This is a genomic window from Pantoea sp. S61 (assembly GCF_016625145.1).
GTDB lineage: Bacteria > Pseudomonadota > Gammaproteobacteria > Enterobacterales > Enterobacteriaceae > Pantoea > Pantoea rwandensis_B.
On the sequence record NZ_JACVUO010000014.1, the window covers coordinates 1 to 26,640 of the forward strand.

Sequence of the window (26,640 nt, forward strand, 5' to 3'; positions counted from 1 at the left end):
TGCCGGATCGTTCAACCGATCATTTTTGTCTTAACTGATCGGCATTACGCCAATCGGCAGCCCTTCGTATCGCTTATCGACCTTATTGCTGGCCGATATCGCGCAGTTTTTTGCCTTTCATCAGGTTGCGCTCGATGTGTTCCAGCGAGACGTTTTTGGTCTCGGGAATCAGCGCTATGGTCAGCAGGATAAAGAACACGTTCAGACCTGCGTACACCCAGAAGGTCGGCGCGTTGCCCAGCGTGTTGAGCATGGTCAGGAAGGTGGCACCGACGATCATGTTGGCAATCCAGTTGGTTGCGGTCGATACGGTGATACCAAAATCGCGGCCTTTCAGCGGCTGAATTTCTGAACACAGTACCCAGATCAACGGACCCGCAGACATCGCAAAACCAACGATGAACATCAGCAGCATGGCGACAGCAAAGTACTGTGCGGATGCAGAGTTGATGCCGATGTGCAGCATGGTACCGAGGATACCCATACCGGCAGCCATCACGATAAAGCCCAGCACCAGCGTCGGTTTACGGCCCCAGCGATCCACCAGGCCAATCGCAATAAAGGTCGCCAGTACGTTGACCAGACCGACAATGACGGTGCCCCACATCTGCTGAGTGGTATTAGCGAAGCCCGCAATCTCAAAGATTTTTGGCGCGTAATACATGATGACGTTCATACCGGTGAACTGCTGCATCACCTGCAACAGCACACCCAGGAACACCGCACGGCGGAAGTTACTGTTGCTCTGGAACAGCTGCCAGCCAGACTGTTTGATCTTCAGGCTTTCACGAATCTCATCCAGTTCACGTTTAGCTTGTTCGCTGGTATCACGCAGACGAGCCAGCACGCGTTCTGCACTGCGGAAATCGCCTTTCGCCGCCAGCCAGCGTGGGCTGTTTGGCAGGAAGAATACGCCCACCAGCAGCAGCACTGCCGGAATGGTGATGATGCCCAGCATCCAGCGCCATGCGCCAGCGTCACTGAAAGCGGTATCAGACAGATACGCGCCAAGGATACCGATGGTGATCATCAACTGATACAGAGAAATCATGCTGCCACGAATCTTTTCCGGTGCGATTTCAGAAAGATACAGAGGAGCAGTGTAAGACGCGACACCCACGGCCAAGCCGAGCACCACACGTGCAGCAATCAGCATGTCCGGGCTAACCGCCATGGCTGACCACAGTGAACCGATCACGAACAGAATCGCACCCGCCATCAGGCTCTTTTTACGGCCGAGATGTGAAGACATCCAGCCGCTACCAATCGCACCGACAGCCGCACCGAACATCATTGAGCTGACAATCCACTCTTGCTCATGTGCAGTCACGTTGAAATCTTTGGCGATGAAGGGCAGGGCACCAGCGATAACGCCGATATCCAGACCAAACAGCAGGCCGGCCAGAGCCGCTAAGAAGCAGACAAACAAGGTCATCATCTTGTTCGACGTTCTGCTCTTATGAGTATTACCAGGCATAATGCCTCCGAAGTTTATCTATCATTGTTTTTATCAATGTTATGAAACCTGCCGACGGAAAAAAGTGAGGATGATCACATCAGTGTAATCGGTTACACACGCTGAAACCCTGCAATCCAGCATTTTCCGCCTGAAGTAGTTACGTAACCAGTAAGGTATAGCACCCTTTAAGTTTCTGACATCTCTCTAAATATCGGCTATCAGACGACGCTGAAAATAACGCATTTTAATGCGAATAACTACGCTGAAAATTCTCTAAATGACAGATTACAAAAGGTTTTCAAAATGTAATCGTTAACACTTTGTTGTAAACAGAGAAAATGAAGTGTAGACGGCGGGGAAAAATGTGCTGGCTGGTTAACGGGCGAGGTATCAGAAGACATGAAGAGCCCCACTCATGAGGGAGTGTTGGGCAAACCATTGCAGTTTTGATGAGCCGACAGCAGGGGCAGTTAAAAAATGCCAGTCAGGTTTAACTGGCTGGCATGACGCAATAAGCGGACCCTATACAGAGAAATACGGGGTTAATTAATTGAATAACTCAGGGAGTACGGGCCGGATTTGTTTTCCATACCGTATACCTTACCGCTGTAATCAACATGTATCCTGTCGCCATCTACCGCAACAGAGGATATTGTTCCTCCCCCTGTCAGGAATGGGAATTCTGCGTTTAGCGCCTTCACATCGGCGCCGCCATTATTATGAAAGTAATAACGGAAAACAGTTGGCACTGTTGCCCCACCATCATTGTTTTGCGTAGTGTAAAGCCATAGTTCCGCACTGACCTGCCGCACACTCTGAAGTGAATCATTCGCGCGGGGATCTGGTTGATAAGTAAACCAAACGAAAGCCAATAGCATGATCGTGATTAGCCAGTGGATACCATTAATAACCGTTCTGGCGCGCATAATCGATGCCCTCCCGGATAGCACGTTGGTCTTCGGGGTCATCACCATAAGGCGGGCCACCTCGCCAGTTTCCCCATTCAGGACGTGAGGTTCCGGCACGAGACTGCGCCCATCCGGCTCCCATGAGTAAAATCTCAGCTGGAATACCCGCTGCAGTACCCGTCGCACCAAAGTTAAAGTTACCAAATGCGGCCCAGTACGGATCAAATTGTTTGTAATCCCATGGTCCACGCCCGCGAACTTTTTGGTAGAACCAGTAATACGTTTGCGGCAATGCCATGTTGCATCCATAGCCGCGACTGCGTGCTTCTCTCATATTGTTTTGTAAGATCTGAATTGCGCCGCTGGGGGCAATGCCAGGTGGTGATGCCATATCCAACTCCCTTTGCAGTTTCCATGTTATTAGTGTGGGATTATGTAATAAATAGAAACAACTTAAAAGGCCGCCACGGGCGCAATTGCGGGCAGTTAATGATTAGCTGAAAGAGTTGCGCTGTTCGTACGTAGAACGATCACTGGGTCACATTATTAAACGGACAAATGACGTTAGCTCGAAAGTTTGGATGGTGAGTCTGTTGGGAAGACAGCAACAAAAAAATGCCAGTCAGACTTAACTGACCGGCATTACTATTTAAGAGGCTTGTTTTTCGCTGAAGCGGTCTGAATTACAGGCCAGCAGCCTCACGCAGTTGAGCAGCTTTATCCGTCTGCTCCCACGGGAAGTGTTCGCGACCAAAGTGACCGTAAGCGGCGGTCTCTTTGTAGATTGGCTTCAGCAGGTCCATCATCTGAATCAGGCCGTAAGGACGCAGGTCGAAGAACTCACGTACCAGCAGGGTCAGCTGTTCGGTAGGGACTTTCTCAGTACCGAAAGTTTCCACCATGATGGAGGTTGGCTCAGCCACGCCAATCGCGTAAGAAACCTGGATTTCGCAACGGTCAGCCAGGCCCGCCGCGACGATGTTTTTCGCGACATAGCGCGCTGCGTAGGCAGCAGAACGGTCAACTTTAGACGGGTCTTTACCAGAGAACGCACCGCCACCGTGACGCGCCATACCGCCGTAGGTATCAACGATGATTTTACGACCAGTCAGACCGCAGTCGCCCATTGGGCCGCCGATCACGAAACGACCGGTTGGGTTGATGTGGTATTTGGTGCTGGCATTTACCCACTCAGTAGGCAGTACCGGCTTGATGATCTCTTCCATTACCGCTTCACGCAGATCGGCTGTCGAAATTTCTTCAGCGTGCTGAGTTGACAGTACAACCGCATCGATACCGACAATTTTGCCGCCATCGTACTGGAAAGTGATCTGGCTTTTCGCATCCGGACGCAACCACGGCAGTGTACCGCTTTTACGCACTTCAGCCTGACGCTGCACCAGACGGTGCGCATAGGTCACCGGAGCAGGCATCAGCACGTCTGTTTCGTTGGTGGCATAGCCAAACATCAGGCCCTGGTCGCCTGCGCCCTGTTCCAGCGGATCGCTACGGTCAACGCCCTGGTTGATATCAGGAGACTGCTTGCCAATCGCGCTCAGTACGGCGCAAGAGTTTGCATCGAAGCCCATATCGGAATGGACATAGCCGATTTCACGTACGGTATTACGGGTGATTTCTTCGATATCAACCCATGCGCTGGTGGTGATTTCACCGCCAACCAGCACCATACCGGTTTTAACGTAAGTTTCGCAGGCCACGCGTGCTTTAGGATCCTGTTCGAGGATCGCATCTAACACGGCATCGGAAATTTGGTCAGCGATTTTATCAGGATGTCCTTCTGATACGGACTCAGATGTAAATAGGTGTTTAGCCATTCTGTTCTTTACCTTACAAATGGTTTGAATTCGACTGCATAGCGTAAGTGGACCAGGCCAACTCGACGCCCCTTCAGGCAAAGCCGCGAGCAGTAGGGAGTATGGGCGCATTCGCCGACACCGCCTGGATGTTAACCAGTTTAGATGGAAAACCATCTGGACGGCTATTCTAGGTTACACAGTGAGCACTTTTCCAGTGCTTTTTCGGATTCCGCACGTTTACGCAAGTGGGCTGATGGAAGAAATTCCTGACACCTTCCACAGAATCCAGACAAAGATTTTGCTTTTTCACCCTGCAGATTGTATAAAACGCCGCTGCTGTCGACCACAGTACAAAAGGATGACGCCCCCGTGCGTCGCGCCGTCAGAGCTGTTCTCTGATTTTCACCCAGGCCGTTTCTCGTTTGCTGATTGCAGGCGTTGGAGGTGATAAAAGTAATGAACCACACTTCTCTTCTTCCCGGTTCACTGCGCTCTATGTGCGCGCTGGCAATCCTATCCCAATCCAGTTTTATTCTTTTCTCTCGTCGAAGTTTTGCGCGTTGCGGTAATTATCCCGACACGAGCGCCGGCTAAGCTATTCCCTCATTTCTGTCACTGTGTTTCACTCGTCTTACGCGGTACAAGCGTTGGCTTTTGGCCCGTTTTTTACTGACTGCGGCGTGGTGTTTTACACTTAGAGTCAGCAACGTGCACGGCAACCCGATAATCGGAGCTCAGCAGGATGGGGAAATGTTTACCCGGACTCACAACAGCAAGACCCGGCAACTGTTTCATATTTCAACGGAAAATTGAGGTTCGCGATGTCTGACGACATGAAGAATATCAAGGGTTCGTCAGCTGGCGAACAGGGTGTACTCCGCTCCATGCAGGAGGTGGCGATGAACGATCAGGAAGCAAGCAGAATGCTGCGTACCTACAATATTGCCTGGTGGGGTAATAACTATTATGACGTCAACGAGCTGGGCCACATCAGCGTGTGCCCGGATCCGGATCAGCCGGAAGTGCGCGTTGACCTGGCGAAGCTGGTCAAAGAGCGTGAAGCCGATGGCCAGCGTCTGCCTGCGCTGTTCTGCTTCCCGCAGATTTTACAGCATCGCCTGCGTTCGATTAACGCCGCCTTTAAACGTGCGCGCGAGTCTTACGGCTACAAAGGTGACTACTTCCTGGTTTACCCAATCAAGGTTAACCAGCATAAGCGCGTAATCGAGTCGCTGGTGAACTCCGGTGAACCACTGGGTCTGGAAGCCGGTTCGAAAGCTGAGCTGATGGCAGTACTGGCGCACGCCGGTAAAACCCGTTCCGTGATCGTCTGCAACGGCTACAAAGACCGTGAATACATTCGCCTGGCGCTGATCGGTGAGAAGCTCGGTCACAAAGTTTACCTGGTCATCGAGAAGATGACTGAGGTTCGCCTGGTGCTGGAAGAGGCGGAACGCCTGAATGTGATCCCGCGTTTGGGGATTCGTGCGCGTCTGGCATCGCAAGGCTCCGGCAAATGGCAGTCGAGCGGTGGCGAGAAGTCTAAATTTGGTCTGGCGGCGTCGCAGGTATTGCAGCTGGTGGACATCATGCGCAAAGCCGGTCGTCTCGATAGCCTGCAACTGCTGCATTTCCATCTCGGTTCGCAGATGTCGAACATCCGCGACATCGCCACCGGCGTGCGTGAATCGGCGCGCTTCTATGTGGAGTTGGCGAAACTCGGCGTCAACATCAAATGCTTCGATGTCGGCGGCGGTTTGGGCGTCGATTATGAAGGTACGCGTTCGCAGTCTGATTGTTCGGTGAACTACGGCCTGAACGAATACGCCAACAACGTGATTTGGGCGATTGGCGATGCCTGTGAAGAGAACGGTCTGGAGCATCCAACGGTCATCACGGAGTCAGGTCGTGCGGTGACGGCGCACCACACCGTACTGGTCTCCAACATCATTGGGGTTGAGCGCAACGAATTCAGTACGCCAGTGGCACCGGATGTGGATTCACCGCGTCCGATTCAGAGCCTGTGGGATACCTGGCAAGAGATGCACGAGCCGAACGTCCGTCGTTCGCTGCGTGAATGGCTGCACGATAGCCAGATGGATTTGTTCGATATCCATACTGGCTACTCTTCCGGCACCTATGATCTCGGTCAGCGCGCCTGGGCAGAGCAGCTCTATTTGAGCATTTGTCACTATATCCAGCAGCATCTGGACCCAAGCAACCGCGCGCACCGTCCAATCATTGATGAATTGCAGGAGCGCATGGCGGATAAGATTTACGTCAACTTCTCGCTGTTCCAGTCAATGCCGGATGCATGGGGTATCGATCAGCTGTTCCCGGTGCTGCCGCTGGAAGGGCTGAATAAGATCCCTCAGCGTCGTGCGGTGTTGCTCGACATCACCTGTGACTCCGACGGCACCATCGATCACTACGTGGATGGCGACGGTATTGCGACTACCATGCCGATGCCAGAGTACGACATTGATAATCCGCCGATGCTGGGCTTCTTTATGGTGGGCGCGTATCAGGAAATCCTCGGCAATATGCACAACCTGTTTGGTGATACCGAAGCGGTTGACGTGTTTGCCTTCCCGGATGGCAGTGTAGAAGTGCAGTTGTCAGATGAAGGCGATACCGTGGCGGACATGCTGCAATACGTGCAGCTGAACCCGAACGATTTGATGACGCTGTTCCGCGATCAGGTTACCCGGCAGCATGATATCGACGAAGACCTGCGCGCGCAGTTCCTCGAAGAGTTTGAAAGCGGTCTGTATGGATACACTTATCTTGAAGATGAGTAATCGTTAACGCGCTTAGCGGGCCCTGGTCAGGGCCCGTTTCATTCCCCTGCCATTATATTTTCTTATTTCTTCTTTATTTATTTAAAATGTGATGAAGATCATCTTCAAAGAATCTTAACCTTGCGTTTTAAACTCGCGCTTTAAATACGTCTTTTCTATCTCCTTTATTTTCATTCATTAAGCCAAAAGCACACAGTGTCGCGCGTCTTAATACCCCTCCATTAACTACTGATTTCGTAAGGATTAGGTAGCCTGACTGTTATGTTTTTCTTGCAATGTATAATCAAAATTTAAACATTAAGAGTTGAATAGTACCGGTTTGAAATTGAGTTTATTGGAATCTTTTGGAGCCAATTAATTCCAAAAGAAAAAACTGCATTTTAGGACAAAAATAAACTACCACAATTGTTGACTTAATTTTTATTATTTAAAATCAATTGCTTATATTTTTTTGGATCTGTCAAGGTTAGCGGTAAGTTAAATTTTTCCAGGAATTATCTGATCGTTATCTGAAATTAAAAGAAATTCACTCACGAAATTGATAGTTTTAAACGATTAAAGTTGGGGGCGACGTTTACTAAAATCTATTTTTCAAACTGTAAGGTGTACGTTAGGCTTCAGTTAAGGTGTTAAGTTTTATCGATGTTTCCCTTACCTCTCACATGAGTAATCCTAACAATTCAGGAGTATCAGTTAGTTGCAGAAGGGACCGTGAAATGAGCAATCAACCCGAATACATTTTTTTGTTAGAACCGGTTCACGACATCACCGGGGAGTTGATTGCATGGGAGTTGCTTACACGATTCTCAGATGATGCAGATATTAATAATAAGCGTAACCCTTGCAGGGATGAAGGGTTCTTCAGTCGGCTTCCTGCTGACGAGAAATGGCAGTTATTCCTCCACCAGATCGGAAAACTTATTCAGCTATACCAGAAAGGGTTTGATCAGATAGTCAGTGTAAATGTGGATAGAGATATCGTCGCCGGTATTTTTGAAGATGCTGAAATACAAAAAAAACTGGCGAAACTGACGTTGTTGCGTTTAGAGATATCCGCCTTCTTTACCGCGCGCTTTAACAGCGCAGACCTGCTGATATTAAAAGGTGTCGCGAAGGTGACACACGCCCCTTTATGGCTTGATGACTTTGGTCCGGGTTATTCCAACCTGACCATGCTTGATAGCGGAATATTTGAAATCGTCAAGATTGACAAAGAATTTTTTTGGCAATTTGGCGACGGTCACATTTTTGACACGCTGCTTAGCCACCTCAACCAATTATGCAAAGGCGTGATTGTTGAGGGCGTCGAAAGCCAATCACACCTCGAACTGCTCGCGCATAAGGCAGTTTACGGTATGCAGGGCTATCACTGGCAGAGTGTCTATCTAAATGATTTTATTAAGCAATCCTGAAGTGGTGCGGGTTCGGCCAGGATAATCGGGGGCAGATAAAATGTCAAAAAATGGGTTTGTTGCATTCAACTTGATTTGTGCTCGCCCATTGGAAAATAGAGGCATTTCCCCCTTTGTTCCGCTGAAAAATAAACCCAACCCTCTCTCGGGATGGAGGCTTAACTCGGCTCAGCGCGATTTCATCATGAGTTTTTATGAAATCGACCAAGAGAGGAAGTGAATAGTCATTTGGATTATTCGCCATTGAAGCCGGTATCTGCGGATACCGGGCGTTTTTATGGAATTTAATAACTGCGCGGGATTTCGATAACATGAATAATATCTCTATCACTCCTAAAGGTGGGACGGTTGCTTCTGAAGTCAGTGGCAGCCAGGTCAATTTATCTGCGCCAAGCGTAGTTAAACTTCACCTTAATCAATCAGATATTAAGTCTTTCACACGCAATGGTAATGATTTAGTCGTCACCACAAAATCTGGTGAAGTAGTTGTTATTCATAACTTTTATACGGCAGCAGGCGACAGTGACCTGGTGCTGCAGGACGACAAAGGTGCGCTGTGGTGGGTTGAAGATCCGGGCACTGATGGGTTCCAGTACGTCAACATCGACAGCACCGAAGGGCTATTGGCTGAGAACACCACCAATGATGGCACGATTGCGGCCTTCGGTATCGGTGGTGCAGCTCTGGCAGGCTTGGGCGCGATGTTTGCCGGTTCGGCGGGCGGTGGCGGCGGTAATGCCGCAGTCAGTGACGGTAGCACCGGTGGTGGTAATAACGGCGGTGGTAACAACGGCGGCGGTAATAACGGTGGCGGCAACAATGGTGGAGGCGATACCACTCCTCCAGCCGTAGTCACCAACCTGGTGGTCAGTGATAACGTTGGTCCCTATCAGGGCGCAATCACCACCGGATCAGTCTCTGATGACAACACTCCAACCTTAAGTGGTAACGGCGAAGTCGGGGCCATTATTCGCGTTTATGATGGCACAACGCTGCTGGGTTCCACCGTGGTGGGCGCGAATGGCACCTGGACTTTCACTTCCCCAACGTTGCCAGACGGTTCACATAGCCTGACCGTCACCGCGACCGATGCGGCTGGCAATACCAGCGCCGCCAGCGATCCGATCACCTTTACTGTGGATACCACTGCGCCAGAAGCGGTGAGTGATCTTAGTGTCGGGAATAACGCCGGCTCGGTGGTGATTCCCATCACGAACGGCGGCGCAACCAATGACACCACACCAGTGCTGAGCGGCCGAGGCGAGGTGGGGAGTATTATCACTATTCGCGATGGCGATACCGTTCTGGGCAGCGTCACCGTAGGCAGCAACGGCAGCTGGAGTTTCACCAGTCCCGCGTTAGATCAGGGTAGTCATACTCTCAGCATCACCTCAACAGACGCGGCGGGCAACACCAGTGCAGCGACCACTATTACCTTCACGGTCGATACCGTAGCACCAACCAGCGCCACGGGTCTGGCCTTAAGCGGAAATGCTGACGGTACGGCCTCACAGGTTTCCAGCGGCGGAACAACGGATGACAGCACACCAACCCTGAGCGGAAATGGTGAAGTAGGCGCGGTGATCAGTGTTTATGACAACAACATTCTGATTGGCACGGCGGTGGTCGGTAGCGATAGCACCTGGAGCTTCACCACGCCAGCTCTCAGCAACGGTTCACACAGTCTGACCGTGACGCAGACTGATGCTGCCGGCAATGTCAGCTCGGTTTCTGATGCGTTTGACTTTAATGTGCAGGCTGGGCTGCCTCCAGCCACCACCTCACTGGAAATTACCGACGACACCGGCAACACTCTGGTGCAGCTGGCTAATGGCGCCAGCACCCATGACAGCACGCCAACGCTGAGTGGGCTGGCCATTGCCGGTGCACTGATCACCCTCTACAACGGCACGACAGAAATTGGCAGTGTGGTGGCGGGCCCGGATGGACAGTGGAGCTTCACGCCAGCTGCACTTTCAGATGGCACTTACAGCTTCCATGCCTCTGTCACTGATACCGATGGCGATGGCAGCGTGACGCAAACGCCGATCATTGTCATCACCATCGATACAGTGGTGCCGAGTGCAGCAGCGGGCTTGCAGTTGAGTGATAACGACAGTGGTACCGTGCAGCCCATTGCTTCAGGGGGGGCAACCAATACCTCTCATCCAGTGCTGAGCGGCACAGCGGAACCTGGCAGCACCGTTACCGTTCGTGATGGTACGATCGTACTTGGCACCGCCACAGTGGGCAGCAACGGCAGCTGGAGCTTTACATCCCCAACCCTCTCAGAGGGTAACCACAGTCTTACCACCACCGTGACCGATCCTGCAGGTAACACCAGCGCAGCATCGGATCCTATCACCTTCACCGTCGATACCCAGGCGCCAGCGGCTGCTAGTAATCTGGTCGTCACTGACGATGTCGGCGCAAGCACCGGGCCGCTCACGGCTGGAGCAACGACTGACGACAACACGCCGACTCTTAGCGGTAACGCCGAAGCGAACAGTATCGTAAAAATTTACGATGGCACGACGTTGTTGGGAAGTGTTGCAGTCGGCAGCAGTGGCAGCTGGAGTTTCACCACGCCAGTTCTGAGCAACGGCAGCCATACGTTAAGCACCACGGTGACTGATGCGGCGGGAAATGTCAGCCAGGCAACCACCGGATTTGGCATCACTGTTGCTGCGGGAGTGCCACCAACCACCAGTACGCTGCAAGTCACCGACGATAGCGGTAGCACGCTGAAAGTTCTGCCAGATGGCTCCAGCACGCATGATAAAACACCAGTCCTGAGCGGCCTGGCGGCGGCCGGGGAAATCATCACGCTTTACAACGGCACTACACTGCTGGGCAGCACCACGGCGGGTTCAGATGGACAATGGAGCTTCACCCCGGCTTCGCTGGCGGATGGTACTTATGCCTTCCATGCCGTGGCGACCGATAGCACCGGAAACCCCACCAATTCCGTTACCATCAACATCACCATCGATACCGTCGCGCCCGCAGTGGCAGGCGATCTGCAACTGAGTAACAACAACGGAAGTGTTGTTACGCCAATCGCTGCAGGCGGCACGACCAGCGACAATACCCCAGTACTCAGCGGCACGGCAGAACCGGGAAGCATCGTCACAGTGAGTGATGGTAGCAATGTGCTGGGTACGGCGACAGTGGGGAGTAATGGCAGCTGGAGCTTCACCTCGCCAGCTCTGAGTGACGGTAGCCATAGCCTGACCACGACGGTCACCGATGCGGCGGGTAACACCGGCCCAGCGTCGACACCCGTTACGTTAACCGTAGACACCACACCGCCTGCCGCAGTAAGCGGTTTAGTGGTCACCGATAATGTTGGCGACTCACAGGGTGCATTGGCATCAGGAGATGTCACTGATGACAATACGCCAACGCTGAGTGGCACGGGCGAACCGAACGCGCTGTTAAGTATTTATGATGGCACCACTTTGCTGGGCAATGTGACCGTGAATACGGACGGCACCTGGACCTTCACCACCCCAGCACTGAGTAATGGCAGCCACACTTTCACCATCACCGCCACAGACGCAGCCGGTAACGTGGGGCCAACCAGCCCGCCGTTTACGGTGAATATCGAAGCCGGATTGCCAGCAGCTACCACTTCACTGCAGGGTGTTGATGACAATGGGAATACCGTCGAACCGTTGACCAATGGTGCCAGTACCAATGACCCTACACCGGTGCTGATTGGTGTGGCGAGTCCGGGAAATATCATCACTTTGTATGATGGAGGTACGCTGCTCGGTAGCACAACGGCGGGTAGCAATGGCCAATGGTTATTCCGAGTTGGCACCCTGTCGGATGGTGCGCACGCGCTGCATGGCACCATTACCGATGCGGCAGGTAACGTAACGCCAACTGCCACACTCAATATCACCGTCGACACCATTGCACCGGATGCCGCCAGCGGATTGCAGCTGAATAACGATGCAGGCAGCACCGCCGTTCCTATCACCGCAGGTAGCGTCACCAATGATCCGACTCCCGTGTTGAGCGGTAGCGCGGAGGCGGGTAGCGTTGTCACGGTTCGTGACGGCAGCACCGTTCTGGGTACGGTGACGGTCGGCAGTAACGGCACCTGGACTTTCACTACCCCGGCACTGGGTGAAGGCAACCACAGTCTGACCACCACCGTGACGGATGCGGCAGGTAACGCCAGCCCGGCAACCACGCCGATCTCCTTCAGTGTAGATACCACTGCACCCGCTGCTGTCAGTGGTCTGGTGGTGACCGATGATGTGGGTAGTAGCACGGGTCCACTGACATCGGGTGCAACTACCGATGACAGCACACCTACCTTGAGTGGTACAGCGGAAGCGGGCAGCATCGTAAAAGTTTACGATGGCACCACGCTGCTAGGGTCGGCTGCAGTAGGCAGCAATGGTAGCTGGACCTTCACGCCAGCATCACCGTTGACTAACGGCCAGCATAACTTCACTACCACGGTGACCGATGCAGCGGGCAACGTCAGCCCAGCTTCCCCGGCCTTTACGGTCAACATTGATGCGGGTGTACCTGCAACCAACGATCTGATCGTCGTGTCAGATGACAGCGGCAGCACTATTGTTCAGTTGACGGATAACTCCAGCACCCATGACACCACGCCGGTGTTAAGCGGTCTGGCGGGCGCGGGCGACCTGATCACTATCTTCAACGGCACGACCGTGTTGGGCTCGGTGACGGCAGGCAGCGATGGGCAGTGGAGCTTTACGCCATCTGCTTTAGTTGACGGCACATACGCCTTCCACGCTCAAGCGACAAATCCAACAACCGGTGCGATAACAAATACCCCTACCATTAATGTCACTATCGACACTGCTGTTCCAACGGCACCAACCAATGTTGGACTGACAAATGGGGATGGCGATCCGATCCCTTCAGGCAGCAGCACTAACACCAACACGCCAACCCTCACCGGCAGTGGTGGTGAGCCTGGCAGTACCGTAACCATTTCCAATGGCACCACGGTAATTGGTACCACCACAGTCGGTGGCGATGGCACCTGGACATACACCACTCCGCCTCTAAGCGACGGCAACCATAGTCTGACGTCAACGGTGACGGATCCCGCGGGCAACACCAGTCCGTCCTCAACGCCTGTTACCGTGACCGTCGATACTCAGCCTCCGGCAGCGGCTGGCAATGTCCAACTCACTAACGAGGGTGGCACGCCTATTACTTCTGGCGGCAGCACCAATGACAACACGCCAACCCTGAACGGCACCGCAGAACCGGGCAGTACGGTAACCGTTTCTGATGGCGGCGCGGTATTGGGCACCGCCACGACCGGAAGCGATGGCACCTGGAGCTATACCCCAACCACGCCGCTGGGCGATGGCAGTCATAGCCTGACCACAACCGTCACCGATCCGGCGGGTAACACCGGACCGGCTAGTACGCCCGTCATTGTGACAGTCGACACCACCGCGCCCGCTGCAGCATCCGGTGTGCTGCTGAGCAATGATTCCAGCGGCACCGCAGTACCGATCACTGGCGGCACCACCAATGACACCACGCCGGTGCTGAGTGGTCGTGCCGAACCTGGCAGCACGGTTAACGTGTCTGATAACGGTACCGTGATTGGCTCGACCACGGTGGGTAATGACGGCAACTGGAGCTTTACGCCATCGGCCCCGTTGAGCGATGGCAGCCATAGTCTGACCACGACCGTGACTGACCCTGCGGGCAATACCGGCGCGGCAAGCGCACCCATCTCAGTCACCGTGGATACCACTATCCCTGCTGCACCGGGTAATGTGGCGTTGAGCAATGATGAGAGCGGCACCCCTGTACCGATTACCTCTGGTGCGGCGACCAATGATGTCACGCCAGTTCTGAGTGGCTCGGCAGCGGCAGGCAGCACGATCACCGTCTCTGATGGTGGCACGGTGCTGGGTAGCGTGGTGGTGGGCAGTGGTGGCACCTGGAGCTTTACGCCAACGACGCCGTTAGGCGAAGGCAGTCACAGTATTACTGCGACCACCACCAGCCCGGCAGGCAATACCAGTGCGCCATCTTCGCCAATCGTCATCACGGTCGATACCACAGCACCTGAAGAAGCGAGTGGTCTGCAGCTCAACAATGACAGCAGCGGCACGCCAGTTCCTATTGCCGCAGATGGCACCACCAATGACACCACTCCAGTCCTGAGTGGTACCGCTGAACCGGGCAGCACGGTGAAAGTTTCTGACAACGGCACGGAGATTGGTTCGGTCACCGTTGGCAGCAATGGTAGCTGGAGTTTCACCCCAACGACGCCGCTGGAGTCGGGTTCGCATAGCCTGACGACCACTGTGACGGATCCGGCCGGCAACACCGGTCCGGAAACCACACCGATTACCTTTAACGTGGACACCACGCAGCCTGAACCTGCTAGTGGGCTGGTGCTGAACAATGACACCAGCGGTACGGCGGTACCGATTACCAATGGCGCGACCAATGACACCACACCGGTGTTAACCGGTTCAGCCGATGTTGGCAGCACTGTTACCGTGCTGGATGGCACCACGGTTCTGGGCACTGTGGTTGTAGGCGCTGGCGGGACCTGGAGCTTCACTACGCCAGCGCTGAGCCAGGGCGATCACAGTCTGACCACGACGGTGACCAGCCCGGCAGGTAACGTGAGCGAGGCCTCACCAGCCATCACCTTCACCGTGGATACACAAGCACCTGCAGCGGCAGGAGGGCTGCAGTTCACCACCGACGACGGCACGCCAATTGCCACAGGCGGATCCACCAGCGATACCACGCCAACCCTGAGCGGAACTGCTGAAGTCGGCAGTACGGTTACCATCTCCGAAGGGACCACCGTGCTTGGCTCTGTCGTGGTCGGCAGCGGTGGTACCTGGAGCTTCACACCCACAACGCCGCTGGAGGAGGGCAGCCACAGTCTGACCACCGTGGTCACTGACCCGGCAGGAAACAGCAGTGCGCCAACCTCTGAGGTGATTGTCATTGTCGATAGCACCTCTCCGGGGGAAGTCGGCGATCTGCAACTCAGTAATGATTCAACGGGTGTGGCGGTGCCTATTACTGCAGGCAGTGCCACTAACGACGCTACACCAGTACTCAGCGGTACCGCTGAAGCAGGCAGTATCGTCACAGTGAAAGACAATGGCGCCACGATTGGTACCGCGATTGTTGGCAGCGATGGTAACTGGAGCTTTACGCCAGCGGCCGCATTGGCTGAGGGCACACACAGTCTGACTACCATCGTCACCGATTCAACCGGCAACGCCGGTCCTGAATCACCTGCATTTGAATTCAGCGTGGATACCGTTGCGCCTGATTCGGCCAATGCAGTGGTACTGAACAATGACAACGGCGGTGGTGCGATTCCGATCACATCAGGTGGCGCGACCAATGACACCACGCCGGTACTGAGCGGAACAGCAGAGGCGGGTACCATCATCACCGTGCGTGATGGCGATACCGTGCTCGGCAGTGTGCAGGTCGCAGTGGGTGGCGCCTGGAGCTTCACTTCACCTGTGCTCAGTCAGGGGGCGCACAGTCTCACCGCAACCGTGACAGATGCAGCAGGCAACAGCAGTGCACCTTCTACGGCGATCACCTTTACTGTCGATACCCAGGCACCTAACACCGCCGGTGCCGTGCAGTTAAGTAATGACAGCAGCGGCACTGCTGTACCCATCACCGCGGGAAGTGTCACCAATGACAATACGCCAGTACTGAGCGGAACCGCTGAAGTGGGCACGACTGTCACCATCCTTGATGGCAGTAATGTGCTGGGCACTGTAGTGGTGGGCACTGGCGGCACCTGGACCTTTACACCCACATTGGCATTGGGCGAGGGGGTGCACAGTATTACCACCACCGTTACCGATGCTGCGGGCAACGTCAGTGCACCATCAGCGGCGATTGGCTTTACCGTGGACAGCACACCACCAGCGACTCCGGTGGTGACCAGCCTCAGCAATAACAACGCCGGTACTGCCGTGGTGATCACTGCGGGCAGCACCACCAATGACTCCACACCTGTTATTCGCGGAACGGGCGAAATTGGCGCTACCGTGACCATTCGTGATGGCAGTACGGTTCTGGGGACGGCGATTGTCGGTACCAACGGCATCTGGCGCTTCGAGCCGACTACAGCACTGGGCCAGGGCAGCCATACTCTGACGGCTACCGCAACAGACACCGCAGGAAACAGCAGTGCACCTTCTGCTGGCATTACTTTCAACGTAGATACCATCGCACCTGACGCTATCAGTGATTTGGTGGCGAAAGATGACAGTGGCAATACGCTAACCGGAGTGACCAACGACAATACACCATCCCTGAGCGGCACGGCGGAAGCGGGCAGTATCATCAAAGTTTACGATGGCACCACCCTGATCGGTTCAACTCAGGCTGGCACCGGCGGTACCTGGAACTTCACGACTCAGACCCTGACCGACGGCGCTCACACGCTGACTGCCACCGCCACCGATACGGCGGGCAACGTCAGTGCTGCGGGTAATGCGGTGACAATAACGGTGGATACTTCTGTTCCGTCTACGCCAGATTTTGTGGTCACCAATAACGATGTCTTGCCAACGGAGACAGTAGCGAACAACGGCTATACCAACGACAACACGCCAGTGTTGAGTGGTACCGCTACGGCTAACAGCCTGGTGACCATTTATGATGGCAATACGGCGATTGGTAGCGTCACCACCAATGCGCAGGGCGTGTGGAGCTTCACAGCGGATACGCTGAATGATGGTGCGCATCCACTGACCATTACGGTGACTGATTCAGCGGGCAACGTCAGCCCGGCTTCTGCTGTGGTCACGATCAATATTGACACTGAAGCGCCGGATGTGGCGCAAGGCGTGACCGTCAACAACAACGAAGGCAGTACGTTGGTGCCGATTGCAGCAGACGGCTTTACCAACGACACCACGCCACAACTAACCGGCAGTGCCGAGGCTGGCAGTATCGTCAGAATTTATGACGGTGCTGGCGAAATCGGCTCGGTGTTGGTAGGCAGCAGTGGTAACTGGAGTTTCACCACCGACACCCTGGGTCAAGGTGAACACAATCTGAGTGTGACGGTGACGGATGCGGCAGGTAATACCAGTGCTAATTCCCCAACCCTGACCTTTACCGTGGACAGTGAAGCACCGGACGCAGCGCAAGGTCTTACGCTCGCCAATAACAACAGCGGCACAGAAGTGCCTGTTACGAGCGGCAGCACGACCAATGACAGTACACCGGTTCTGCGCGGTACAGCGGAAGCCAACAGCACCATTATTATCTCTGATGGCAATACCGTTCTCGGTACGGTTATCGCGGATGGCAGTGGTGACTGGAGTTACTCACCAACATTGACAGATGGTACCCATAATCTGAGCGTGGTGGTGCAGGATGCGGCCGGCAATACCAGCCCGATCAGCGACGTTGTGAACGTCACCATTGATACCGTGGCACCGCCATCGGTCACCAACCTGGTGCTGACCAACAACATTGATGGTGCGATTAACATTCCAAACGGCGGTTTGACCAACGACAGCACGCCAGTGCTGAGCGGCAACGGGGAGGTGGGCAGCATCATCACCATCTCTGATGCCAGTGGGGTATTGGGATCCACAACCGTTATTGCCGGTGGCACATGGAGCTTTACGCCACCCACTGCGCTGGCGGACGGCTCTCATACCTTCAGTGTCAGTGCATCTGATGCGGCTGGTAACGTGAGCGGTACCACCACCATTAGTGCGGTGATTGATGCCACACCTCCTGCGGCACCAAGTGCGATTACTGCCAGCAATGACGACGGTACTACGCCAGTAGCGATTACGAGTGGAAGCACCACTAACGACAGCACGCCGTTCCTCAGTGGCAGCGGAGAGGCGGGTAGTATTATCCGGATCTTTGATGGCACGACTGTGTTGGGTAGTACGGCTGTGGGTAGTAATGGCCAGTGGAGCTTTAGCGTGCCAGCGCTGGATGACGGCGCCTATACGCTGCGTGTGACGGCGACCGATGCGGCAGGCAATACCAGCGAGGCTGCCGATACCGTTAACTTCACTGTGGATGCCACTCCGCCAGATACACCAACGCTGGTGGTGACCAACGACATCACTTCTACGGTCGTGGCCAACAACGGATTAGCCAATGACAACACGCCTTCACTGAGTGGTAGCGCCGAGGCGAACAGTCTGGTGACCATTTATGATGGCACCACGGTGATCGGCTCGACCACGGCAACCGGCGGCGGGACCTGGACCTTTACCTCGCCAACGTTGACCGACGGTTCGCATACTCTGACTGTCACCGTGACCGATGAAGTGGGTAACGTGAGTACTTCGGCGCCGACTGTCGTTCGCATCGATGCCACACCGCCGCAGCCGATTAGCGATCTGCTGCTGCAAAACAACAGCGGTAGCACCCCGACTACCATTGCCAATGGCGGCACCACCAATGACAGTACACCACTGCTCAGCGGTAAGGCGGAAGCGGGATCAACCGTAACGGTTTATGAGGGTACCACCGTGCTGGGTACTGCAGTGGCAGATACCAATGGCAACTGGAGTGTGGCGACCACAACACTGACCGATGCGACGCATTCGCTAACCATCAATGTCACTGACCCGGCAGGTAACGTCAGCTCCAATGCTTCTGCAACGCTGACTGTGGATACCTCGACACCAGCGCAAGTGTTGACTTTTGCGATTTATAACAACGCCAACACCACGCCTGTCGAGGTAGCGAACAATGGCTACTCCAACGACAACACACCAGTGCTCCGCGGCACCGGTGTCGCAGGTACCACTATCAATATCTTTGTGGATGGTGTGCAAGTGGGTACCACCACGGTAGCGAGCAACGGCGTATGGCGCTATGAAACGGGCACGCAAACTGACGGTCTCCACAATTATGCGGTGTCAGTCACCAACGCTGCTGGCACCACTAGCGCTCAAACTGCAGCGATTGGCGTCAATATTGATACGGGTATTCCGACTACAGTGAGTGCCCTGGTGGTGAGTGATGATGCAGGTGGCAGCACCGGTAACCTGACGTCTGGCCAAACCACCGATGATAATACACCGACTTTCGGCGGCTCAGCGGAGGCTGGAAGTACGGTATCAGTTTATGATGGTACAACGCTACTAGGAACCGCGACGGCAACAGGTGGTGCATGGAGCTTCACGCCACCGGCAGGGTTATCAAACGGTAGCCATAGCTTCACCTTTACGGTGACGGATCAGGCTGGCAACGTCAGCGCTGCAAGTACTCCGGCATTCACGCTGAACATTTCTGCAGGATTGCCGACCACCACCAGTACGTTGGTTATCACCGATGACAGCGGCAGTACGCCTGTCACGCTGGCTAATGGTGCGAACACCAAAGATGGTACGCCTGTGCTGACAGGTTCTGCGGATCCGGGTGATGTTATTACCATCCACGATGTCAACAATACGGTGCTGGGAAGTCTCACTGTTGGCGCAAGCGGCCAGTGGAGCTTCAATCCAACGCTGGTAGATGGTGCACACGCGATTTATGTCACTACCGTTGATTCACTGGGTAACCCGGGGGACACCTCTGCAACCATCACCTTCACCATCGACACTGTTGCACCAGTAGCCGTGACCGACCTGGCGGCTGCCAATAACAATGGCGGCGCACCGGTTGCGATTACCAATAACGGCATCACCAATGACAGCACTCCGCAGCTCTCTGGTACCACGGAAGCTAACGGTATAGTGACTATCTATGACGGCAACACCGTTGTGGGATCCACCACTGCCAGCGGCACTGGCGTATGGACCTTCATATCGCCTACCCTGAGCCAGGGCGCACATACTTTGAGCGTCACAGTGACTGACGCTGCGGGTAACGTTGGACCTCGCTCCTCTGCTGTGAACTTCACTGTGGATAGCATCGCACCTAACGCCACAACTCTGGTGGTCACCAATGACGCCAATGGCAATACGGTGGTGCCAAACAATAGTGCGACCAACGACACGACTCCAACGCTGAGTGGCACGGCAGAAGCCAATGGCCGCGTCTCCGTTTACGATGGCACGACGCTGCTAGGTACGGCGATTGCCAGTGCGACAGGGGCATGGACCTTCACCTCAACGGCATTGACGCAGGGCTCGCATACGCTGAATGTCACCGTGACAGATGCGGCAGGCAACGTCAGCGGTACTACGTCGTCGACTGTGGTGATCGATACCACTCCACCGGCTGCTGTCGCGGGTCTGGCTGCCGCCAATAACAACGGCAGTACGCCGGTGGCAATTGCCGCAGGCAGCAGCACCAACGACAACACGCCAGCGTTGAGCGGTACGGCGGAAGCGGGCAGCGTTGTCAAAATCTATGACGGCACGACTTTACTCGGATCGGTGACAGCGAATGCCACCACCGGTGCGTGGAGTTACACCTCTACTCAGCTGGCTGATGGCGCACACACCATCAACGTAACGGCGACCGATGCGGCGGGCAACACCAGCTCGAATGCTTCGATTACCTTTACCGTGGTGACAGGCGCGCCGAGTCCGGTGACAGCCCTGGTGGTGAACGACAACGTGGGCTCCTCACAGGGTCCGTTGACGAGTGGTGCATCTACCGATGACAACACGCCAACCCTGAGCGGTTCCGCGACGGCGGGCAACATTGTGGTGATTTCTGAGGGCACCACCGTTCTCGGCTCGGTCGTCGTCGGAAGCGGTGGCACCTGGACCTTCACCACTGCAGCACTGAGTGAAGGATCGCATCCACTGAGTGTCACCGTGCGTGATGCGGCGGGCAACACCAGTACGGCCACTAACTTCACTGTGGTGGTGGATACCGTGGCGCCGGCAACGACGTCACTGGTGGTCACCAACGATAACACCACGGCCGTCGTCCCCAACGGTGGCTCGACCAACGACACCACGCCAACACTGAGCGGTGTGGCGGAAGCCAACGGTCGCGTCTCGATTTACGATGGTACTAACTTGTTGGGCACGGCGATTGCCAGCGGCACCGGCGCATGGACCTTCACCTCAACGGCACTGGCGCAGGGCTCTCATACGCTGAACGTCACGGTGACTGATGCAGCAGGTAACGTCAGTGGTACCACCTCTTCTGTGGTGGTGATCGATACCACACCTCCGGCGGCGGTAGCGAGCCTGGCAGCGGCGAACAACAACGGCAGTACGCCGGTGGCGATTCTCGCAGGCAGCAGCACCAACGACAACACGCCAGCCATCAGCGGTACGGCGGAAGCGGGTAGTGTGGTGAGGGTCTACGATGGCGGAACCCTGCTCGGTTCTGTTATCGCAGGCAGCAACGGTGCCTGGAGTCTGACATCCACCACGCTGGCTGACGGTAGCCACACCATCAACGTGACGGCGACCGATGCGGCGGGCAACATCAGTCCGAATGCGTCCATCACCTTCACGGTGGATACCGCCGTGCCTGCCACGGTCACTAACCTGGTGGTCACCAACGATGTCACCAGCACCACGGTGCCAAACGGCGGTTCAACCAATGACAACACGCCAACCCTTACCGGTACGGCTGAGGCGAATGCGATTGTCACGGTGTATGACGGCACGACAGTATTGGGCTCCACTACGGCCAGCGGCACCGGTGCATGGAGCTTCGTCAGCCCGGCATTGAGCAACGGGACACATCCGCTGAGTGTCACAGTGAAAGACGCAGCGGGTAACGTCAGTCCGGCATCGACCCCGGTTTCCGTGATTGTCGATACCGTGGCGCCGAATGCTTCGACGCTGGTCATCACTAACGACAACACCAATACTACGGTGCCAAACGGTGGATCGACTAACGACAGCACGCCAACCCTGAGCGGTACGGCGGAAGTGGGCAGCATCGTCAGGATTTACGATGGCAGCACGCTGCTTACCTCCATCACTGTCGGTGCTTCTGGAAACTGGACCTATACCACTGCGGCTCTGAGCCAGGGTTCACACCCGATCAGCGTCACGTCGACGGATGCGGCAGGTAACATCAGCGCGACCACCAGTGCGACGGTGAATATCGATACCGTAATTCCGACCATCACTCTGGTGGCGGCCAATAACAACGGCAGTACCGCAGTAGCGATTGGCGCAGGGACCAGCACCAACGACAACACGCCTGCATTTAGCGGCACCGCGGAAGCGAACAGCGTCGTCAAAATCTTCGACGGCGGTGTGCAGATCGGTTCTGTGACGGCCAGCAGTACGGGCGCGTGGAGTTGGACCTCAACTACCCTGACTGAAGGTGCGCACACCATCACCGCGACCGCGACCGATGCTGCGGGTAACGTCAGTCCTGCCGCTTCCACCAACTTCATCGTGGATACGGTGGTGCCTAACACCGTCACCAACCTGGTGGTCACCAACGATAACACCAGCACAGTGGTGCCAACCGGCGGTTCTACCAACGACAACACGCCAACCCTTACCGGTACGGCTGAGGCGAACGCGATTGTCACGGTGTATGACGGCACGACCGTGCTGGGTTCCACTACCGCCAGCGGTACCGGCGCGTGGAGCTTTGTCAGCCCGGTATTGAGTAATGGTAGCCACCCACTGAGCGTGACGGTGAAAGATGCGGCGGGTAACGTCAGCCCATCCTCAACACCGGTCACCATCACCGTGGATACCGTGGCGCCAAATACCGCAACGCTGGTGATCACCAACGATGTCACCAACACCACGGTCGCCAGCGGGGGTTCCACCAACGACACTACGCCAACGCTGAGTGGTACGGCGGAAGCCGGTGGTCGTGTGACTATCTATGACGGTACAACGACGCTGGGTACTGCTATCGCCAACAGTTCGGGAGCGTGGACCTTCACAACCTCGACCTTGACGCAAGGCTCGCACACCATCAGCGTGTCGGTCACGGATGCAGCCGGTAACGTCAGTGGCAGAACCAACGCCACCGTGGTTATCGACACCACGCCTCCGGCAGCGGTTACCCTGGTGGCGGCCAATAACAATGGCAGCACGGCGGTGACGATTCCGAATAACGGAGTCACCAATGACAGCACGCCGCTGTTGAGCGGTACGGGTGAGGTCGGGGCTAAGGTCAGTATCTATGACGGTACAATCTTGCTGGGCACCACCACCGTCGCCAGCAACGGCACCTGGAGCTTCATCTCCACCACGTTGAGCAACGGCAGCCATACGTTGAATGTCACCCAGACAGATGCGGCGGGCAACGTTAGCCCGAATGCATCAACCGTGATGACCATCGACACTGTGGCACCGAATGCGGTCACCAACCTGGTGATCAACGATGATGTTGGTGCGAGCCAGGGACCGTTGGCCAATGGCGCCGTTACCGACGATGCGACGCCGACCTTGAGCGGTACCGCAGAAGCGAATGCCATTGTCACCATCTATGACGGCACAACGGTGCTGGGTTCTGTGACTGCCGGGACCAACGGTGCATGGACCTTCACCACGGCCACGTTGAGTAACGGTACCCACCCGTTGAGCGTCACGGTGACCGATGCAGCGGGTAACACCAGTGCAGCTTCCGCAACGGTCTCCATTACCGTGGATACCGTGGCTCCAGCGGCATCAACCCTGGTGATTACCAACGACATCACCAACACCACGGTGGCAAACGGCGGTTACACCAATGACACCACGCCAACCCTGAGCGGTACGGCGGAAGTGGGCAGCAAAGTGTCGATCTACGACGGCACGACGCTGCTGGGCACGTTGACGGTGGGCAGCAGTGGCGCATGGACCTACACCACGACGGTATTGACGCAGGGTAGCCACCCGATCAATGTCACCGTGACGGATCCAGCAGGCAATGTCAGCGGCACCACGTCAGCCACGGTGATTGTCGATAGCGTGGCTCCAGCGGCAGTAACCAGTCTGGTTGCAGCGAACAACAACGGCAGTACAGCGGTGACGATTCCGAACAATGGTGCCACCAATGACAGCACGCCACTCTTGACCGGTAACGGTGAAGTCGGTGCACGCGTCAATATTTATGATGGCACTACGCTGCTCGGCACGACTACGGTGGGCAGTAACGGCACCTGGAGCTTTATCTCCACCACCTTGAGCAACGGTACGCACACCATCAACGTATCGCAGACCGATGCGGCAGGTAACACCAGTCCAACGGCCTCGACCACGCTGCGTGTGGACACCGTAGCTCCAACGGCAAGTACGCTGACCATTACCGACGATACCGGCACCACGCCGGTGACGCTGGCCAATGGCGCCTACACCAAAGACAGCACGCCAACCTTGAGTGGCACGGCGGAAGTGGGTGCGATTGTCACCATCTATGATGGCGCGACCGTTCTCGGCTCCATCACCGTAGGCAGTTCCGGTGCATGGACCTACACCACTGCGGTTCTGGCGAACGGTGCGCATCCGTTGAGCACCACCGTCACGGATGCGGCGGGTAACGTCAGTAGCGGCAACACCACGGCAACGGTGAACATCGATACCGTGGCACCGGTGGCGGTGACTAACCTGGCGATTAATGCGGCGGGTACCACCGTAACGGGTAGTGGTGAAGTGGGCGATACGGTGTCGGTGCGTGATGCTAACGGTAACTCGCTGGGTACCACGACAGTCGGCGCGGCGGGCACCTGGTCGGTGACTCTCAGCACCGCACAAACCACCGGTGCTTCACTGTCCGTTATCCAGACTGACCGTGCGGGCAACGTCTCACCATCCGCATCGTTAACCGGGGTGATTCGTATCGTGGCCGCCAACGACACCAATGAGGTGGACTACAGCACAACCACGCAAACGGTGAATAACGGCACCACCAGCGTCTCGCATGCGGCTTTGGCCACGGTGAACCTCGGCACACTGCTGGGAGTAGGCGTTCTGTCTAACGGTAACGCTTATACCTTCAACGTGGGCACGGGTGATACCCGTACAGTGACCTTGCACGGTTCGGTTGGTGGTATTGCGCTGGTATCGACTTACTCGCTGTACCTCTACCAGCAGAACTCAGATGGTTCCTGGACGCTGAAGAGCGTGACATCAAACTATCTGGCGACCACATTGCTGTCGATTGGTACTCAGACAGGTGCCAACGTCACTTATAGCGGACTCGGCGCGGGTACCTATGCGGTGGTGATTGGTTCGAGTGGCGGTATTGCCGTGCTGCCAACCACGACGATCACGACGGTGACGGATACCACGCTGGATGCGGTGACGGTTTCCTCAACGGTGACAGGTAACCTGCTGACAAACGACACCAGCTCAGTCGCGGGTACGGTACCAACCGGTACTGCGGTGACTACGGTGTCGGGCAGTGCCGTCGCCGCGACGGGCAACACGGTGATCAATACCACCTACGGTACGCTGACCATCGATTCGCACGGTAACTACACCTACGTGCTGAAGGCGGGGCTGGACGTCAGTACCTTGCCAACCACCGACACCTTCACTTATTCGGTGAGGGATTCCAGTGGTGCAGTGACTTCAGCATCCCTGACGGTCACGTTGCATAACGGTGCGGCGACATCGCTCACAGTGAACAGCCTGCTGGCGGAAACCACCTCAACCGGTGATCACGATGCCAGCGGCAGTATCTACGGTGACTCGACGACGCATACCGGAACCTTGAGTATCACTAATGAACACGGTGATGTCACAACGGTTCACAGCGTGGGTACCACGTCGATTGCCGGGGACTATGGTGTGCTGAGTATTGCAGCCAACGGTAGCTACACCTATACGCTTAATGCAGGGGTTGATGGACAAAGCCTGCTGCATAAAGAGGTGTTCAGCTACACGCTGGCAGCAAGCGATGGCACCATCACCACGCACTCCTTCACCATCGACCTGCATCCGACCATCACAGGAACGGCGGGGGCTGACACTATTACCGGCGGTGCGTATAACGACACCATCACCACCGGTGCAGGTGCCGATACCCTGGTGTATCACCTGTTGGCGAGTGCAGACTCAACGGGAGGGAACGGTCACGATACCTGGACCGACTTCAATGTTGCGCAAGGCGACAAAATTGACATCAGTAACTTGCTAATCGGCTGGAATGATTCCACAAGTAATATTAATGATTTCGTGAAAGTGGATCATACTTCAGATGGCAATACCGTGCTCTCAATTGACCGTGACGGTACCGGTACGGGTTACAGCAGTACCCAGTTGATAACGCTGGAAGGTGTCAACGTTTCACTGGAGGAATTGCTGCAGCAACCGCACCAGACTCACACGGCATAAGGGACCGCGCGTAGCAAGGATGCAGTAAGGGCTC

Annotated in this window: 7 protein-coding genes; 3 read left to right on the plus strand and 4 right to left on the minus strand. The window is 55.5% G+C overall.

All coding sequences use genetic code 11. The features are described from left to right. Positions 1 to 82 precede the first annotated feature (82 nt). The 4 genes from IAE30_RS21730 to metK all read right to left on the minus strand — a co-directional run bounded on the left by IAE30_RS21730 (position 83) and on the right by metK (position 4,202). Positions 83 to 1,477 (minus strand): sugar porter family MFS transporter, encoded by a 1,395-nt coding sequence (locus tag IAE30_RS21730; protein ID WP_038644920.1) that lies wholly within the window; start codon positions 1,475 to 1,477, stop codon positions 83 to 85. Positions 1,478 to 2,001: 524 nt separating this feature from the next. Beyond that, positions 2,002 to 2,385 (minus strand): hypothetical protein, encoded by a 384-nt coding sequence (locus tag IAE30_RS21735; protein ID WP_052059361.1) that lies wholly within the window; start codon positions 2,383 to 2,385, stop codon positions 2,002 to 2,004. Further along, a complete protein-coding gene (locus IAE30_RS21740; RefSeq protein ID WP_038644922.1) occupies positions 2,363 to 2,758 on the minus strand; it encodes a polymorphic toxin type 44 domain-containing protein in 396 nt (131 codons plus the stop codon). Before IAE30_RS21740 ends, IAE30_RS21735 begins: the two co-directional genes overlap by 23 nt. Before the next feature lie 292 nt (positions 2,759 to 3,050). Continuing rightward, positions 3,051 to 4,202, minus strand: coding sequence for a methionine adenosyltransferase (metK, locus tag IAE30_RS21745; RefSeq protein WP_038644924.1), 1,152 nt, complete (start codon positions 4,200 to 4,202; stop codon positions 3,051 to 3,053). Positions 4,203 to 5,005: 803 nt separating this feature from the next. Here metK and speA point away from each other — a divergent pair. The 3 genes from speA (at position 5,006) to IAE30_RS21760 (ending at position 26,606) form a co-directional block, all read left to right on the plus strand. Next, on the plus strand, positions 5,006 to 6,985 hold the full coding sequence (gene speA / locus IAE30_RS21750; protein ID WP_045814693.1) for a biosynthetic arginine decarboxylase: 1,980 nt from the start codon (positions 5,006 to 5,008) through the stop codon (positions 6,983 to 6,985). Between the two features lie 716 nt (positions 6,986 to 7,701). Next, entirely contained in the window at positions 7,702 to 8,397 is a 696-nt protein-coding gene (locus tag IAE30_RS21755) for an EAL domain-containing protein (protein WP_038644926.1), read from the plus strand. Positions 8,398 to 8,708: 311 nt separating this feature from the next. Beyond that, positions 8,709 to 26,606 (plus strand): Ig-like domain-containing protein, encoded by a 17,898-nt coding sequence (locus IAE30_RS21760; protein WP_234472838.1) that lies wholly within the window; start codon positions 8,709 to 8,711, stop codon positions 26,604 to 26,606. Positions 26,607 to 26,640 lie beyond the last annotated feature (34 nt).

Bases quoted from the DNA above. Each gene is read 5' to 3' on its own strand.
- IAE30_RS21730 (WP_038644920.1), bottom strand. From the start codon at position 1,477: ATGCCTGGTAATACTCATAAGAGCAGAACGTCGAACAAGATGATGACC.
- IAE30_RS21735 (WP_052059361.1), bottom strand. From the start codon at position 2,385: ATGCGCGCCAGAACGGTTATTAATGGTATCCACTGGCTAATCACGATC.
- IAE30_RS21740 (WP_038644922.1), bottom strand. From the start codon at position 2,758: ATGGCATCACCACCTGGCATTGCCCCCAGCGGCGCAATTCAGATCTTA.
- metK (WP_038644924.1), bottom strand. From the start codon at position 4,202: ATGGCTAAACACCTATTTACATCTGAGTCCGTATCAGAAGGACATCCT.
- speA (WP_045814693.1), top strand. From the start codon at position 5,006: ATGTCTGACGACATGAAGAATATCAAGGGTTCGTCAGCTGGCGAACAG.
- IAE30_RS21755 (WP_038644926.1), top strand. From the start codon at position 7,702: ATGAGCAATCAACCCGAATACATTTTTTTGTTAGAACCGGTTCACGAC.
- IAE30_RS21760 (WP_234472838.1), top strand. From the start codon at position 8,709: ATGAATAATATCTCTATCACTCCTAAAGGTGGGACGGTTGCTTCTGAA.